Source organism: Luethyella okanaganae (assembly GCF_042660285.1).
In the GTDB taxonomy this organism is placed as follows: Bacteria; Actinomycetota; Actinomycetes; order Actinomycetales; family Microbacteriaceae; genus Luethyella; species Luethyella okanaganae.
This window is the reverse complement of record NZ_JBHSTP010000004.1, coordinates 112829-128475: the sequence shown is the minus strand read 5'-3', so window position 1 is coordinate 128475 and position 15647 is coordinate 112829. Positions and strand designations below refer to the sequence as shown.

The following is a 15647-nucleotide window of genomic DNA, read 5'->3' as shown; positions in this document are numbered from 1 at the left end:
CTGACGAGAAGCCTGACGAGAAGCCTGACGAGAAGCCTGACGAGAAGCCTGACGAGAAGCCTGACGAGAAGCCTGACGAGAAGCCTGACGAGAAGCCTGGCGCCGGTGAGCGGATCCCCGCCGCCCAGCGCCGGGAGCAGATTCTCGCAGAGGCGAGCAAGGTGTTCGGAGAGCGCGGCTATGCCGGAGCGACGACGGACCAGGTCGCGCAGGCGGCCGGAATCAGCCAGCCCTACGTCGTGCGCCTCTTCGGCACCAAGGAGAAGCTCTTCCTCGAGGTGATCGAGCGGGCACAGAACAAGCTCGCCGCGCGCTTCCGGGGCGTGATCGCAGAGACGTCGGCGGATGACGGGCAGGCGGGTCTCGCCCGGCGCCTGGGGTTCGCCTATGTCGACCTCATCGAGGACCGTGGGATACTACTCGCGCTCATGCAGGCCTTCATCACGGGACACGACCCGGCCATTGGACCCCGCGCACGCGCCGGCTTCCTCGCGACGTATCACATCCTGCGCGACGAGGCCGGATTCTCCCCGGACGAGGTGCGAGAGTTTCTCGCCGCGGGAATGCTGTTCAACACGCTGCTCGCGCTCCGCCTGCCCGACGTCTTCGACGATGACGAGGCGGCCAGAGAACTCATGGAGTGCACCTTCAGCACCAAGCTCGATCTCGTTCTCGGAGTGTCGGGTTCACCGTGATCGCAAGGCGGTCCATCCCGCGTCGGCGCGATGGTCGTCCTCTCGGCCGGTGATAGCCTGAACCCGTGACCAGCGGCATTCTGCTTCTCGACAAGCCGCAGGGCTGGACCAGTCACGATGTCGTCGCGCGCACCCGCCGTCTCGCGGGGACCCGCAAGGTCGGTCACGCCGGCACGCTTGATCCGATGGCGACCGGGCTGCTCGTCCTGGGCGTCGACAGCTCGACGCGCTTGCTCACCTACATCGTCGGACTCGACAAGGAATACCGAGCGACCATCCGGCTCGGGGTCGCATCGACGACGGACGATGCAGAAGGCGAACTGCTCGAACCGGCCCCTGCCGTGGCCGTCGGCGCCGTTGCCGAAGCAGCCATCCTGAATGGGATCGCCAGGTTAACCGGAGACATCGAACAGGTCCCGAGCACGGTGAGCGCGATCAAGGTCGACGGCAGGCGCGCCTATGCGCGCGTTCGGGCCGGCGAGCAGGTGCGGCTCGCCGCCCGCCCGGTGACGGTCTCGGCTTTCGAGCTCCTCTCGTCGACGGCTGTGGACGGCTACCTCGACCTCGAGGTGCGCGTCGAATGCTCATCCGGCACGTACATCCGGGCGCTCGCCCGGGACCTCGGCGCGACGCTCGGCGTCGGCGGCCACCTCACGAGCCTGTGCCGCACGCGTATCGGACCGTTCTCGATCTCGGAGACCCACTCGCTCGACGGCCTCGACATCGAGGCGGCTCTTCTGGCCCCCGCCGGGGTCGGGGAGAGGCTCTTCGGCCGTTACGACCTCGATGCGCAACAGGCGGTCGACCTCGGGCACGGCAAGAGGATCGAGGTCGCCGAGACTCCGGACGTCGGCTTGCGCGCCGCGATCGCGCTCGACGGCCGACTGATCGGTCTGATCGAGCTCCGCGGTGGCAGCGGAAAGTCCGTCGTCAACTTTCCGTCGGACGCGGCGGCTGCCGAACCTGCGAACGCGCGTCCCGTCCGACCGGCATCTGGGCGGACGCCCGAGGAGGATGGCACCCTGTGATCGACTGGTTCGCCTATGTCCAGATCGGGGTGGCCCTCTCGGCTGGCCTTCTCTGCATGACCCTCGGGCTTGCCGGGCGGGCCCCCAACGATCTCAGCATGGGTGCCGTCGCCCTGGTCGAGATCCTGCTCGTCGCGCAGCTGCTCGTCGCGGTCGTCGCCCCGGCTGTCGGCAACACGGCGACCGGCAGCGTGCTCGAGTTCTACACCTACCTCGTCTCTGCGATCCTGCTGCCTGTCGCGGCGGGCTTCTGGGCGCTGCTCGAACGCAGCCGTTGGAGCACGGTCATCCTCGGTGTCGCGGCGCTCGCCGTCGCCGTCATGCTCTATCGCATGCTGCAGATCTGGACGGTGCAGACGGTCTAGCGTCTGCTGCGATAATTGACCCTTGATGACTGAGCTCGAGAACACGCGAACCGACACGGATGCGCGACCCCGCGTGAGCGGGGTAGGCCGCGTCCTCATCGTCGTCTACGGCATCCTCGCCCTCGCGGCCACCGGCCGCTCCTTCGTGCAGACCGCGACGAGGTTCGACGAAGCGCCCCTCGCATACTCGCTCTCCGCACTCGCTGCTGTCGTCTACATCGTGGCGACCGTCGCCCTCGTCGCGCGTGCGAGGGTGTGGTACCGCGTCGCCTGGCTGACGATCGGCTTCGAGGCGGTCGGCGTGCTCGTCGTCGGAACGCTCAGCCTGGTCAACCCAGAGCTCTTCCCGCATGACACCGTCTGGTCGGTGTTCGGGCGCGGATACCTGTTCGTGCCTCTGCTGCTGCCGGCGCTCGGCATGTGGTGGCTGGCGAAGCACCGGCCGAATGTTCCGGCGACGGCGAACACCGCGGCCGGACCGGGTGCGGTGCGCGCGTGAGGGCGTTCTACGGTGTCGGGGAGGTCCCCGACGGTTGGGGGGAGTCCGCCGTCAGCATCGGAAAGTTCGACGGCGTCCACGCCGGTCACCGCGCGGTCATCCGCGAGCTGATCGGGATCGCCGGACGTGACGGGCTGACATCCGTCATCGTCACTTTCGACCGGCATCCGCTCGCACTGCTCTCGCCCGAAGACTGCCCGACCGCGCTCGTGAGCACGCAGCAGAAACTCGATCTGCTGGCGGAGACCGGCGTCGACGCGACCCTTGTGCTGGCCTTCGACGAGGCGCTCTCGTCGCTACCTCCCGTCGACTTCGTCGAGGGCATCCTCGTCAGGTCCCTGCATGCACGCCACGTTCTCGTCGGCGCCGATTTCCGGTTCGGCGCTCGTGGTGCAGGTACCGTCGAGACGTTGCGCACGCTCGGCGAACGACATGGTTTCGTCGTGCACGTGATCGACGACGTGCGCCCGGACGACGCTCGGCGCGTTTCGTCGACCTGGATCCGCGAGCTGCTGGATGCGGGCGATGTCGTAGCGGCCGCGAACCTGCTCGGCCATGTCCCGGCAGTGCGAGGAGTCGTCGTGCACGGAGCGGCACGCGGGCGCCAGCTCGGCTATCCGACCGCGAACCTCTCACCGCAGTCCGAGGGGCTTATTCCGGCCGACGGCGTCTATGCGGGCTGGCTCGTCGACGGGGGGGTACGCTACCCGGCCGCGGTCTCCGTCGGCAACAACCCCACGTTCGAAGACGTGCCGCAGAAGCAGGTCGAGGCCTATGTGCTCGACGAAGATCTGGATCTCTACGATCACCTCGTCGCGGTGGAGTTCGCCGAGCGGATCCGCGGGATGGCCGCCTTCTCAGGCATCGAGCCGCTCGTCGAGCAGATCCGGGACGACGTCGAGCGCGTGCGTGGCATCCTCGCCGAGGCGTGACGTCCGGCGGTCTCGATCGTGTCGCTTTGGGCCTGAGGCCGGCGAATAGACTTGTGCGGTGACCGTCCCTTCCGCTCGACCACTCTGGGCGGGGCGGACGCTCGCCCTCCTCGGCATCCTGTTCGTCGCCGCCAACCTGCGAACGGCGGTTGCGGCACTCTCGCCCATCGTTCCCGAGATCGGGGCGGACATCCCGCTGTCGGCGGCGGCACTCGGCGTGCTCGGCATGCTTCCTCCGGTGTGCTTCGCCGTCTTCGGCATCTTCTCGCCCGTCTTCACCCGGCGGTTCGGCCTCGAGGCCGTGCTCATCGTGGCGCTCGGTGCTATCCTCGTCGGGCACGTGCTGCGGGGTGCGGCCGGCGGGCTCCCGTGGCTGCTCATCGGCAGCGCCGTGACCTTCGCGGGCCTCGGAGTCGTCAACGTGCTGCTGCCACCCCTCGTCAAGAAGTACTTCCCGGATCGTGTCGGGCTCATGACAACCCTCTATGCGACCATGCTCTCGATCAGCGCCTTCGTGCCGCCTCTCGTCGCCGTCCCTGTCGCCGAGGCAGCAGGCTGGCGCGTCTCCCTCGCGATGTGGGCGATCGTCGGCTTGGTCGCACTCGCCCCGTGGGTGGCGCTCGCCATCTGCCACCGCACGGGGGAGAAGTCCGAACTGCCCGAGGAGGCAGAGCCCGCGCTCATCGGAAAGGTGTGGCACTCCTCGATCGGCTGGTCGCTCGCGATCGTCTTCGCGGTGTCATCGATCAATGCCTATGCGATGTTCGCATGGCTTCCTATGCTTCTGACGGACTCCGCCGAACAGACCCCGGCGCAGGCCGGGGCGCTGCTTGCGCTGTACGCGGCGATGGGTTTCCCGGCCGGGCTGCTCGTCCCGGTGCTCGCCGTGCGCATGAAGCACGTCGGAATCCTTGTGTATCTCGGGGTCGCCTGCTTCGTCGCAGGATACCTCGGCCTGCTCATCGCGCCGGCTGCACTTCCCTGGTTGTGGGTCGTGCTGGCCGGCTGCGGCCCGCTCGTGTTTCCGCTCAGCCTCGTGCTCATCAACCTGCGCACGCGCACGCACGCCGGGGCGGTCGCACTCAGCGGTTTCGTGCAGGGCGTGGGCTACACGCTCGGCGCGCTCGGTCCGCTCGTGTTCGGACTGCTGCACGATGCGACCGGCGGATGGGGTGTTCCACTCGGATTCCTCGTCGCGACGGCTCTCACGGCCGCGCTGGCCGGTGCCATCGTTGCTCGGCCGCGGATGCTCGAGGACGCCTCGAGCGCGAAGGGGTGACACGTGCCACGCCTCGACCGGGCCACGCTCGAGAGCGGTCTCGCCCGCACGCAAAGGGTGACATCGTCCGCCGTCGTAGGCGATCGCTCGGTCAACGCACCATCTCGGAGCGGTGGACGAGCGCCGCCGCTCCGACGAGCGGCCCGTCACCCGAGAGCGCCGACGGCACGATCTTCAGCCGGGTGACATAGTCGAATTGGTGACGCTCTGCGACGGCTGCGCGTGCCTCGTCGAAGAGTGTCTGGCTCACATGCGAGAAGCCCCCGCCGATCGCTACGACGTCGAGGTCGACGAGACTCGCGGCCGAGGCGATCGCCTGGCCGAGGGCGCGTCCGCTGCGGCGGACGGCGCGGACGGCGATCTCCTCACCGACCGCGAACGCTGCGGCGAGTTCCTCTCCCGTTGAGCCCTGCCAGCCCTGCGCATTGGCCCACGCCACCGTGCGCGGTCCTGAGGCGACGGCCTCGACGCAGCCGATGCCGCCGCATGCGCACGGATCGTCGAAGCCGCCTGCCTCGATGTGTCCGATGTGTCCGGCGTTGCCAGTCGGTCCGGGAACCGTGCGGCCGGCGAGGATGAGTCCGCCTCCGACCCCGGTCGAGACGATCATCCCCATCACGTTGTCGTAGCCGCGTGCGGCGCCAACCCAGTGCTCGGCGAGCGTGATGCACAGTCCGTCCATCCGCATCGTGACAGGGACGTCGGGCACCGTGACATGCACGGTGTCGGCCACCAAGGCCTGCAAGGGGAAGCCTCGCCAGACCGGCAGGTTGAGCGGTGAGACGAGCCCGCCCGCGATGTCCATGGGGCCGGCGGCGCCGATGCCGACGCCGGTCACGCGCGCGATGTCCGTCCGCGCCGAGGATGTGAGAGTTCGCGTGATCGCATCACGGACGCTCGTCGCCAGCTGCTCGCTCGTCGCCCCGTTCCCGGTGGGCGCCCGATGGCGTGAGCCCGGGAGTACACGCCCGGTGTCGTCGACGAGCGCTGCGTCGACCTTGGTGCCGCCGAGGTCGACGGCGACGGCGAGGGAACTCTGCATGATCCGAGCATAGAGTGCGCCGGAGCGACAGCGTTCTTGCTCATATGAGCAAGTAGGGCCACGAGTGTTGATCGGATGCGCTGTTCGCGCCTACTCTGGACGAACACGAGAGGAGCCAGATGATCGAGTCAGACGAACTGCTCTCCATTCGCGCAGCCGAACTCTATTACGAAGAGAACAAGACCCAGGATGAGATCGGTTCCATCCTGCGACTGACCCGCTGGAAAGTGGGCAGGCTGCTCGCTCAGGCGAAGGCCAGCGGCTTCATCCGCATCGAGATCGTGCACCCCCGCGCCAGGCGGCTGCCGATCGAGCGACGCCTTCGCGAAGCCCGTGGTCTCACGGACGCGATCGTCGTGTCGTCTGCCGGTGTGCAGAACGATGAGGAGTTGCAATCGCGTACAGCCCAGGCGGCTGCCGACTACCTTACCTCCCTGCGCCCCATCCCCCGTATTCTCGGCATCAGCTGGGGACGCACGCTTCACGACGTCTCGACCCACCTCAAGCAGGGCTGGGCGCCCGGAGTGAACGTTGTGCAGATCAACGGAGGCGTGAGCCTCAGTAAGCGGGCGGGCACGGCAGCGACGACCGCTGTCACGATTGCGCAGAAGGCCTCGGGCCAGGCGACGCTGCTGCCGAGCCCCGCGATCCTGGAACGACTCGAGACCAAGCGGGCCATCGAATCCGACCGTGCCGTTGCGACGGTGCTCGAGATGGCCGCCGGTGCGAACGCCTACCTTTTCAGCGCTGGTGCCGCCGACCAGAACTCGGTGCACGTCGACAGCGGCTACATCACGGCGGAGAATGTGAACGAACTCGTCCGAAAGGGGGCCGTCGGTGACGTCATCGGCCGCTACATCGACAGCAACGGGAACATCGTCGATCCGTCGCTCGATGAACGCACCGTCGGGCTGCGACTCGATGATCTCAGGGCCGCGAAGCTCACCATCGCCGTCATCTCAGGCACGAGCAAACACGCGGTCGCGAACGCGGTGGTCGGCAGTGGCCTTTGCACCGTGCTCGTCACCGACGAGGAGACGGCGACCGCCCTCCTCGACGAGAAGGCATGACCGCGATCCCATGATTCCCATTCGACACCATGCCCAGAACTGTGAGGACAACTCGTGACAGGCACTCAGATCGTCCCGGCGGAACGCGCGCTCGCGCTCATCGGAGGTGAGGCCACCGATGCGAATCTGCGCCGCTATCTCCACGGTATCCCCGGGGTCGACGCCGTCGGTCTCGAGCAGCGTGCCGCAAGCCTCGGCACCCGCTCGATCAAGACCACCTCGAAGGCGCTCGCCCTCGACACCGTCATCAAGCTCATCGACCTGACGACCCTCGAGGGCGCTGACACCCCTGGCAAAGTGCGCTCGCTCGTTGCCAAGGCGATGAACCCGGACCCTGCTGACTCCAGTTGCCCGCGCGTCGCCGCGGTCTGCGTCTACGGCGACATGGTGCCGTACGCCATTCAGGCGCTCGGCTCTGCCCACGGCGACCCCGACCAGGGCGGCATCGCCGTCGCGGCCGTCGCCACCGCCTTCCCGAGCGGGCGCGCGTCGCTCGCAATCAAGCTGGAGGACACGGCGGATGCAGTGCGCGCCGGCGCAGACGAGATCGACATGGTCATCGACCGAGGCGCGTTCCTCGCCGGCCGCTACGGTCAGGTCTACGACGAGATCGTCGCCGTCAAGGAGGCGTGCCGGCGTTCCGATGGCAGCTACACCCACCTCAAGGTGATCCTCGAGACCGGTGAGCTCAACACCTACGACAACGTGCGCAGAGCATCCTGGCTGGCGATCCTCGCCGGCGGTGACTTCATCAAGACCTCGACCGGCAAGGTCGCCCCGGCGGCGACCCTGCCCGTCACCCTGCTCATGCTCGAGGTCGTGCGCGACTGGCATCGTCTCACGGGCGAGAAGGTCGGCGTCAAGCCGGCCGGGGGCATCCGCTCCTCGAAGGACGCGATCAAGTACCTCGTGACGGTCGCGGAGACCGTCGGCGAGGGGTGGCTGCAGCCGCATCTGTTCCGTTTCGGCGCGTCGAGCCTGCTCAACGACGTGCTCCTGCAGCGCCAGAAGCTGACCACCGGACACTACTCCGGTCCCGACTACGTCACGATCGACTAAGGACGACACATGAGTTTCCTCGAATACGCCCCGGCACCGGAGTCACAGGCCATCCTGAACCTGCGCAGCGACTACGGACTCTTCATCGACGGCGAGTTCGTCGCCGGACATGGAACGCCGTTCCAGACCATCTCTCCCGCAACCGAGAAGCACATCGCCACCATCGCGAACGCGAACGCGGCCGATGTCGATACCGCCGTCGCCGCCGCGCGTCGCGCCTACGACCGTAGCTGGTCGCGGATGTCAGGCGCCGAACGCGGCAAATACCTCTTTCGTATCGCGCGCCTCGTGCAGGAGCGAGCTCGCGAGCTCGCCGTCGCAGAGAGCCTCGACAACGGCAAGCCCATCAAAGAGAGCCGCGATGTCGACGTACCTCTCGTGGCTGCGTGGTTCTTCTACTACGCCGGATGGGCCGACAAGCTCGACTACGCGGGCCTCGGCGCCAACCCGGGGTCGCTGGGCGTCGCCGCCCAGGTGATCCCATGGAACTTCCCGCTTCTCATGCTCGCATGGAAGATCGCGCCGGCGCTCGCCGCAGGCAACACCGTCGTGATCAAACCGGCCGAGACGACGCCGCTGAGCGCGCTCATCTTCGCCGAGATCCTGCAACAGGCCGAGCTGCCGCCCGGGGTCGTGAACATCGTCACCGGTGCAGGAGACACGGGCGCGGCCCTCGTCAATCATGGCGATGTCGACAAAGTGGCGTTCACCGGTTCGACCGCTGTCGGCCGCGCCATCGCCGTGTCGACCGCGGGGACCGGCAAGAGGCTCACCCTCGAGCTCGGCGGCAAGGCGGCGAACATCGTCTTCGACGACGCGCCGATCGACCAGGCCATCGAAGGCATCGTCAACGGGATCTTCTTCAACCAGGGCCACGTCTGCTGCGCGGGCAGCCGCCTGCTTGTGCAGGAGAACATCCACGATGACGTCGTAGAACGTCTGAAGCAGCGTCTTTCGACGCTGCGCCTCGGCGATCCACTCGACAAGAACACCGACATCGGGGCCATCAACAGCCGCGAACAGCTCGAGCGTATCCGCGAACTGAGCGATGTCGGTGAGCAAGAAGGGGCGGAGCGCTGGACCGCAGACTGCGCGATCCCCGAGAACGGATTCTGGTTCGCGCCGACGATCTTCACGAACGTGTCGACGAGCCACCGCATCGCCAGGGAGGAGGTCTTCGGACCTGTGCTCTCGGTCCTCACCTTCCGCACTCCGGCCGAGGCGATCGCGAAGGCGAACAACACTCCCTACGGTCTCTCGGCGGGCATCTGGACCGATAAAGGCAGCCGTATCCTCGCCGTCGCCGACAAGCTGAGGGCGGGCGTCATCTGGGCGAACACCTTCAACCGCTTCGACCCGTCGAGCCCTTTCGGCGGCTACAAGGAGTCCGGTTACGGTCGTGAGGGCGGCCGTCACGGTCTGGTCGCCTATCTCAAACCTGCCCAGTCGGCCGGTCGCAGCGCCATTGCAGCCGCTCCGAAGGCGGCCTCGAAGAAGTCCACCGCCCCCAAGAAGCTCGCAGCTGGAAAGAAGGCCGCACAGTGACCCGTCTCGCCATACCCAAGACGTACAAGCTCTACATCGGCGGGAAGTTCCCGCGCAGCGAGTCCGGACGAAGCTACGAGGTGCGCTCGGCGAAGGGCGACTTCCTCGCAAATGCCGCGAAGGCGAGCCGCAAGGATGCCCGTGACGCCGTCGTGGCAGCACGTTCGGCCCTCAGCGGCTGGGCGGGCGCCACCGCCTACAACCGCGGACAGGTGCTCTATCGGATCGCCGAGTTGCTCGAGGGCCGCAGGGAGCAGTTCGTGGCCGAGATCGTCGACGCTGAAGGCGTTGGTGCCACCACGGCTTCCGCCCAGGTCGACGAGGCGATCGACCGTTGGGTCTGGTATGCCGGGTGGGCGGACAAATACGTGCAGCTCGCAGGCAACGGCAATCCCGTCGCCGGGCCCTACTTCAATCTCTCGGTGCCGGAGCCGACCGGCGTCGTCGCGATCATCGCCCCCCAGGACACATCGCTTCTCGGCCTCGTCTCGGCCGTCGCTCCAGCGCTCGTCACCGGCAACACGGTCGTCGTCGTAGCGAGCGAGAAACTGCCGCTCTCCGCGGTCAGCCTGAGTGAGGTGCTCGCGACGAGCGACGTTCCCGGGGGCGTCGTCAACATCCTCACCGGATCGCCTGCGGAGATCGCGCCGTGGCTCGCGACCCACGCCGACGTCAACGCGCTCGATCTCGTGGGTGCCGGCGATCTCGACTGGGTCTCACTGCAGATCGATGCCGCCGAGACCCTCAAGCGCGTGCTCACCCCGGAGAATGGCGGGGATGCCGCAGCGCCCGCGCTCGGACGCATCACGGCGTTCACCGAGACGAAGACCGTCTGGCACACCAAAGGCCTGATCTAGGGCTCCCGTCGTGAACCGGTGCGGCTCCCACGGCTCGGCGATGTGATGGAGCGCCTCCTCGACATTGCGTACATCGTCAGCCTTGGGCCGATTGTCACTTGTCCGCAGCGTCCGCGACGGCCCATCCGTGACCCGGTCCCGGACTGAGCGCTCCACACGGAATCCTCAGGCAACTCCACTAGCTAATGCGGGTGGGGAAGGAGATGATGGAGGGGAGGAGGTCTTAGATGTCCATTTCGATTGCGTTCGTCGGGGACAGCCTCACCGCATCCGGTCGTTGGCAGGACTGGTTCCCCGAGTTTGAAGCGCACAATCACGGTGTCGGAGGCGATACCACGGCCGATGTGATCGACCGTCTCGACCGTGTCGTCGAGGTTCAGCCGGATGTCATCGCTCTGCTCGTCGGCACGAACGACCTGGCCTGGCACAAATCGGTCGAACACGTCGTGCGCAACATCGAGACGATCCTGGTCCTGCTGCGTAAAGCGTTGCCCAACGCGCGGATCCTCGTCCACTCCGTGTTGCCGCGTGAAGCCGAGTTCGCCCCTGCGATTCGCGACATCAACCGTCACCTGCGGCAGTTCGCCCCGACGATTCACGCACAATTCCTCGATCTGTGGCCTGCCCTCGCGCACGAGGACGGACGGCTCCGTCCTGAACTGACAGACGATGGACTCCACCTTGTCGAATCGGGCTATGAGGCCTGGCTCGCTGAATTGCGTCCCGCGCTCGAAGTGCTCTGCAGCACTCCACCGTCCAGTCGTCCGATTGAGCTGCCTTTCGCTTCCCAGTCGTGAATCGCGCACGACGACCCTCCTCAGCTGCGGTTGTTGCTGAGTTCGAACAAACGCAGGAGTTCCCCGATCGCGGTCTCGCGCTCCTCGCCCCCGGCCTCGAACATGGCCGTCACGTGCGTTCGCAGGTGGTTCTCGACCAGTAGCTTGTTGAGCGATCCGAGCGACTTCTGAATGGCGAGCGAGAGAGTCAGCGTGTCGACGCAGTAGTCCTCGTTGTCGATCATCTTCTCGAGTCCGCGTAGCTGACCTTCGATGATGCGGGTGCGGTGGAGAGCGCGCTTCTTGATATCGTCAATCACTTTTCTAGACTACCGTCTGGTTGTAATACCCCAAGAGGGTATTCGGTCGTGGAGGTCGGCGACGACACTTCATCGGCGACGGCCATGACAGGAGCAGACCATGACGCGCAGATCGTCGATCTCTCGATCGAGGGCATGACCTTTGCCAGCTGCGTCGCACTCTCGGAACGACCGAGGGCAAGCTGTTCTAGGCGTTCGCCGAACAATCTCGTGCTACCGCTGGCGGCGTTCGGTCTGCGCAATCCGATGATCGCGGGGGCCGCCATGACGTTCTCGAGCGTTCTCGTCGTACTGAACAGCCTGCGGCTGCGCCGCTTCGTTTAGGACGCGGTTCGCGCACCACGTAGCCTGGAGTACATGCGACGATTCGCCATCAGCCTGCTGCTCGCCGCTGCTTTCGTGATAACCGTTCCTGCCGCTGCGGCTGCGGCGGCTCCCGCGGATGCAGCCGATCGCGCCGCCAACGGCTCCGCGGTCGTCGCGGTCCGGAGCAGCACCGACGACTTCAGCTTCGACTCGATGCATGCCGACTTCGAGCTCGGCATCGACGGCGATGGACGCTCAACGCTGCGCACCACCGAGGCACTGGTCGCGCGGTTTCCTGATGTCGACCAGAATCACGGCATCCGCCGCGCCATCCCGCGCCACTACCGGGGTCATCTGACCGATGTCGAGGTCATGGGCGTGACCGATGAGAACGGCTCGCCACGCGGCTTCGAGACCGAGACGAGCGAAGACGGCGATTTCTTGCTTGTCACCATCGCCGACGCCGACTACGTGCACGGTGTGCAGAGCTATGTCATCACCTACACGCAACGGGACGTCATCCTCTTCGCCAACGACTCGGAGAACGAGGAGTTCTACTGGGATGTCAACGGCACCGGTTGGGCACAGCCGTTCGGCGAGGTGACCGCGTCGCTCCGGATCGATCCCGCGCTCGTACCGAAGCTCAACGGGGATACGGCCTGCTATGAGGGTGTTCTCGGCAACACGACTTCCTGCACAGCCATGGCCTCCGCCGCAGATGGCGACGCCTGGCTCGTCACCGCTAGGGCGACCGATCTCGCGCCGTTCGAGAACCTCACTGTCGCGATCGGGTTCCGCCCCGGTACCTTCGTGCCGCGTGACGACTCGTTCTTCTCATCCGGATGGTCGATCGCTGGTCTCGGCGCGGCCATCGCGGCTTTCCTCACCGCCATCGGTGCCTGGATTGCTCGAATGACCGTGTGGCGTGACCATCCGGGACGCGGCATGGTCATCCCCGAGTACCTTCCGCCGAAGGGCGTGAACCTGCTCGAGGCCGCTGACGCCTGCGGCCGCAAGGCGAAGGCGATGCCCGCGCAGTTTCTCAGCTTCGCCGTTCGGCACAAGGTGCGGGTCGTCGAGCGGAAGAAGCATGCCTACGCGCTTGAGGCCGTGACCTCTGAAGGGCTCGATCCTACCGAAAGCGAGATCTTCGGTGCGCTCTTCTCGCTGAGTGGCACTCGTGATCTCAGTAAGCCGGACACGATCCTCTCGGGCAGACTGCGTTCCGTCGGCTCGGCTGCGAGCGAGGGAATGCTCGGCAACGGCTACCGGGTCAAGCGCGGTGGCGGGTTGCGGGGGCTCCTGGTCGTCGTCGGAGCGATCGCGGCCGGCGCCAGCCTTCTCTTCGGGATCATCGCGCTCGACAACGAGGTTGGCAGCGGGTGGCCGGTGCTCGCATTCATCGCCGCCGTCCTGTTCGCCGTGCTGACGTTCGGTCTGGCCTCGCGCATCCGCCCGCTCACCGAGAAGGGTGCGGAGTTGCGCGACTATCTCGCGGGAATGAAGCTCTATATCGGACTCGCCGAGCAGGAACGCCTTCGGGTGCTGCAGAGTCCGGAGGGCGCGCTCCGCTCTTCGCTGCGACCGGATCCCGACGAGGTCGTTCCGGCTGATGCGGCGGCGGGAGGATCGCCCGGACCACAGGTGCTCAAGCTGTACGAGCGCATGCTGCCGTTCGCCGTGTTGTTCGGTCAGGAGAAGGACTGGGCGGCCGTGCTCAGCGACTACTACGAGCGTGAGGGCACGGCACCGGATTGGTACGCGGGATCCGGGCCGTTCAATGCCGCTGTCTTCTCATCGGGGATCGGGTCGTTCTCGTCGAGTTCAAGTTCGTCCTGGTCGTCGAGCTCGTCCAGTTCGTCGAGCGGAGGCTCGTCGGGAGGCGGCTCCTCCGGCGGTGGTGGCGGCGGCGGGGGAGGTGGCGTCTGATGGCCGCGCGCGTGCCGCAGAACCGCGACCGGTCCGGCCGGCGGCCATCCCCTCCGATCTTCACCCGGCCGGCACTGGCTCCAGGACTCCTCGGTGCCATCGCCCTGCTGGTCGGACTCGCCTTGCTCGACTCCGAGTGGTTCGTCGCCATCCGCTTCGCGATCAGTATTCTCGCGCTCATCATGTGCGTCTTCGTCGTGCAGGCCAGGGCGTGGTGGTGGCTCGCCGGGCTCGTTCCGATCGCCGTTCTCTGGAACCCGATCGTCGTCATCCCCTGGCACGGACAGGGCTGGGTGTCGTTCCAGTTCGTCGCCGCGCTCGTCTTCGTGATCGTGGGAGTGCTCACGAAGGTTCCCGCGAAGGACTGAGCCAGGACGTGGCGCATCGGATCGCGCGCCGCCGTGTTCAGAACGGCGGGGGAGCCGAACCGTGCAGCTCTACCGCCGGTCTCGTCTTGTAGCTGCGGCCGCTGGGTGTCGTCCATTCGAGGGTCCCGTGTCGGTCCTGGCTGAGCCGCCAGGTCGTCTGGTGCTTCAGCCGGTGGTGCGCGCGGCAGAGATGGGCGAGGTTGTCGGCGGCGGTCGGCCCCTCGTGCCTCCAAGCGGAGGTGTGATCGATGTCGCAGTGACGGACGGCTCGCTGGCAGCCGGGAAAGCGGCAGGTCTCATCGCGGATCTGCAACCACGTTCTCAGGTCTGGGGGAACCGTGTACCTGTCGCGGCCGACAGAGAGCACGACACCGGTCTCCGGGTGGGTGAGGAGTCGGATGAAGCTCGGTGCGTGCGCCGCGAGCTCCCGGGCGGTGTCGGGGTCGATGGGACCGTATCCGGCGAGTTCGCCCAGTTCCTCCGAGCGGCCTAACAGGGTCATGACCGGGACCGTGACGATGACGGTCGGCCGGATGCCGTGCTTTCTCGCACTGTTACCGTTGCCGTCATCGCCACCTCGCGAAGCATGGGGGTTCTGGCATCCGTCGAGAAGGAGCTCCCCGGCGACGTCGGCCCGCAGATGTTCGAGCGTGCGGGTCTCTCCCGGGCCCTGCAAGCTGCGAGCCAGGCCGGTGACCCTCTCGAAGATCCCGGTCGCCTGAGTGACGGGGAGGTAGTGGTGCAACCATGCCATGCCATCACAGTCGGGTTCGATCGCGAACCGGCGTTCGGTGACCGCTCGCCGGCATCGCTCGGCGATCGAGTCTGGATGCATTCGCTCCCGCATCCGGATCGTCTTCTTTCGAAACGCCGAAACGGTGAGGTTCGGGGCAGCGCCGAGCACCGCCACTTCGAACGCGGCTCGTATCGTATCGGGGAGGGTACGGGCTTGATCGAGGACGATCTGTGCATGTCGATAGCTGATCTGCGCCAGCGCCAGCGCGTTCAGCGTGGCAGGCAGCTCGTTGACGAGCATCTCGGACTCGTCGATCAATCGCTCCGCGGACCGCTCTGGCATCCGCAGCAGACACGCGATCTCGGCCACGAACGATCGCCGCACCCACTCCTGCCGGTCTCTGTCCGACAATCGAGCACCCGGTGGGACGATGTCGTCGGAGCCGGATGCCCATACTCGGGCCTGCTCGATCGATCGTGACCGACTCGCCGCGTGCATCGCCAACGCCCGGTCGTCTTCTGCGACTCGTTCCAGCAACTGCGAGAGCCTGTCGGCGGACGATGCAGACACCACCGGATGCGCGTCTATGAGCGCGTCGTCGAGAATGGAGCCAGCGGGTTTCATAGCTCTAGCCAACACCCGACCGCCGACATTCAGCGAGGTGTTTCCCCCGGTGAGGGATTGTTTTGTGGAGAACTACAATGTTTATTTCTTGTGCAGGACGAGTCCTTGGCCGTGCGCCGTGCGCCGTGCGCCGTGCGCCGCGGGCCGTGGGCTGGCTTGTAGGCCGTGGGGTGGGTGCGGACGAGCAGCGGGGTCGCGCGGGAGCCGGGCCGTGCTG

At 66.6% G+C, this 15647-nt stretch carries 17 protein-coding genes; 14 read left to right on the top strand and 3 right to left on the bottom strand.

Annotated features, from left to right (window positions below):
- Positions 1-113 precede the first annotated feature (113 nt).
- From ACFQB0_RS14620 to ACFQB0_RS14595, 6 genes are all read left to right on the top strand, one after another.
- The gene (locus ACFQB0_RS14620) at positions 114-695 is read left to right on the top strand and encodes a TetR/AcrR family transcriptional regulator (protein ID WP_386733301.1); all 582 of its coding nucleotides are present in this window, start codon (positions 114-116) and stop codon (positions 693-695) included.
- A gap of 65 nt (positions 696-760) precedes the next feature.
- Positions 761-1723, top strand: a complete 963-nt coding sequence (gene truB / locus ACFQB0_RS14615) for a tRNA pseudouridine(55) synthase TruB (protein WP_386733065.1) — start codon at positions 761-763, stop codon at positions 1721-1723.
- Positions 1720-2088, top strand: coding sequence for a hypothetical protein (locus ACFQB0_RS14610; RefSeq protein ID WP_386733063.1), 369 nt, complete (start codon positions 1720-1722; stop codon positions 2086-2088). Before truB ends, ACFQB0_RS14610 begins: the two co-directional genes overlap by 4 nt.
- A 25-nt stretch (positions 2089-2113) precedes the next feature.
- A complete protein-coding gene (locus ACFQB0_RS14605) occupies positions 2114-2587 on the top strand; it encodes a hypothetical protein (RefSeq protein ID WP_386733062.1) in 474 nt (157 codons plus the stop codon).
- Positions 2584-3519 carry a bifunctional riboflavin kinase/FAD synthetase gene (locus ACFQB0_RS14600; RefSeq protein ID WP_386733060.1) on the top strand — a complete coding sequence of 312 codons (936 nt, stop codon included), beginning with the start codon at positions 2584-2586 and terminating at the stop codon, positions 3517-3519. The genes ACFQB0_RS14605 and ACFQB0_RS14600 overlap by 4 nt, the downstream gene beginning before the upstream one ends.
- 58 nt (positions 3520-3577) lie before the next feature.
- The gene (locus ACFQB0_RS14595) at positions 3578-4798 is read left to right on the top strand and encodes an MFS transporter (protein ID WP_386733058.1); all 1221 of its coding nucleotides are present in this window, start codon (positions 3578-3580) and stop codon (positions 4796-4798) included.
- 91 nt (positions 4799-4889) lie between these two features.
- Here the strand turns inward: ACFQB0_RS14595 and ACFQB0_RS14590 are convergent, their stop codons facing one another.
- Positions 4890-5840, bottom strand: a complete 951-nt coding sequence (locus ACFQB0_RS14590; protein WP_386733057.1) for an ROK family protein — start codon at positions 5838-5840, stop codon at positions 4890-4892.
- A gap of 119 nt (positions 5841-5959) precedes the next feature.
- Between ACFQB0_RS14590 and ACFQB0_RS14585 the strand changes: the two genes are divergently transcribed.
- From ACFQB0_RS14585 to ACFQB0_RS14565, 5 genes are all read left to right on the top strand, one after another.
- Positions 5960-6910 carry a sugar-binding transcriptional regulator gene (locus ACFQB0_RS14585; protein WP_386733055.1) on the top strand — a complete coding sequence of 317 codons (951 nt, stop codon included), beginning with the start codon at positions 5960-5962 and terminating at the stop codon, positions 6908-6910.
- Between the two features lie 54 nt (positions 6911-6964).
- Positions 6965-7969: a deoxyribose-phosphate aldolase gene (gene deoC, locus ACFQB0_RS14580; RefSeq protein ID WP_386733054.1), complete on the top strand. Its 1005-nt coding sequence runs from the start codon at positions 6965-6967 to the stop codon at positions 7967-7969.
- A gap of 9 nt (positions 7970-7978) precedes the next feature.
- Positions 7979-9514, top strand: coding sequence for an aldehyde dehydrogenase family protein (locus ACFQB0_RS14575; protein WP_386733052.1), 1536 nt, complete (start codon positions 7979-7981; stop codon positions 9512-9514).
- Entirely contained in the window at positions 9511-10371 is an 861-nt protein-coding gene (locus ACFQB0_RS14570; RefSeq protein ID WP_386733050.1) for an aldehyde dehydrogenase family protein, read from the top strand. Before ACFQB0_RS14575 ends, ACFQB0_RS14570 begins: the two co-directional genes overlap by 4 nt.
- Before the next feature lie 227 nt (positions 10372-10598).
- On the top strand, positions 10599-11168 hold the full coding sequence (locus ACFQB0_RS14565) for a GDSL-type esterase/lipase family protein (protein WP_386733048.1): 570 nt from the start codon (positions 10599-10601) through the stop codon (positions 11166-11168).
- A 20-nt stretch (positions 11169-11188) separates the two neighbouring features.
- On the opposite strand, the gene ACFQB0_RS14560 is transcribed toward ACFQB0_RS14565, so the two are convergent.
- Positions 11189-11467 (bottom strand): metal-sensitive transcriptional regulator, encoded by a 279-nt coding sequence (locus tag ACFQB0_RS14560; protein ID WP_386733046.1) that lies wholly within the window; start codon positions 11465-11467, stop codon positions 11189-11191.
- Between the two features lie 84 nt (positions 11468-11551).
- Here ACFQB0_RS14560 and ACFQB0_RS14555 point away from each other — a divergent pair, with 84 nt between their 5' ends.
- Genes ACFQB0_RS14555 through ACFQB0_RS14545 form a run of 3 tightly spaced genes read left to right on the top strand, consistent with a single transcriptional unit; the run spans position 11552 to position 14070 of the window.
- On the top strand, positions 11552-11791 hold the full coding sequence (locus ACFQB0_RS14555) for a hypothetical protein (RefSeq protein ID WP_386733044.1): 240 nt from the start codon (positions 11552-11554) through the stop codon (positions 11789-11791).
- Positions 11792-11824: 33 nt separating this feature from the next.
- On the top strand, positions 11825-13702 hold the full coding sequence (locus tag ACFQB0_RS14550; protein WP_386733042.1) for a DUF2207 family protein: 1878 nt from the start codon (positions 11825-11827) through the stop codon (positions 13700-13702).
- Positions 13702-14070: a DUF6804 family protein gene (locus ACFQB0_RS14545; protein ID WP_386733040.1), complete on the top strand. Its 369-nt coding sequence runs from the start codon at positions 13702-13704 to the stop codon at positions 14068-14070. The genes ACFQB0_RS14550 and ACFQB0_RS14545 overlap by 1 nt, the downstream gene beginning before the upstream one ends.
- Before the next feature lie 37 nt (positions 14071-14107).
- Here the strand turns inward: ACFQB0_RS14545 and ACFQB0_RS14540 are convergent, their stop codons facing one another.
- Positions 14108-15430: an HNH endonuclease signature motif containing protein gene (locus tag ACFQB0_RS14540; RefSeq protein ID WP_386733038.1), complete on the bottom strand. Its 1323-nt coding sequence runs from the start codon at positions 15428-15430 to the stop codon at positions 14108-14110.
- Positions 15431-15647: the final 217 nt, after the last annotated feature.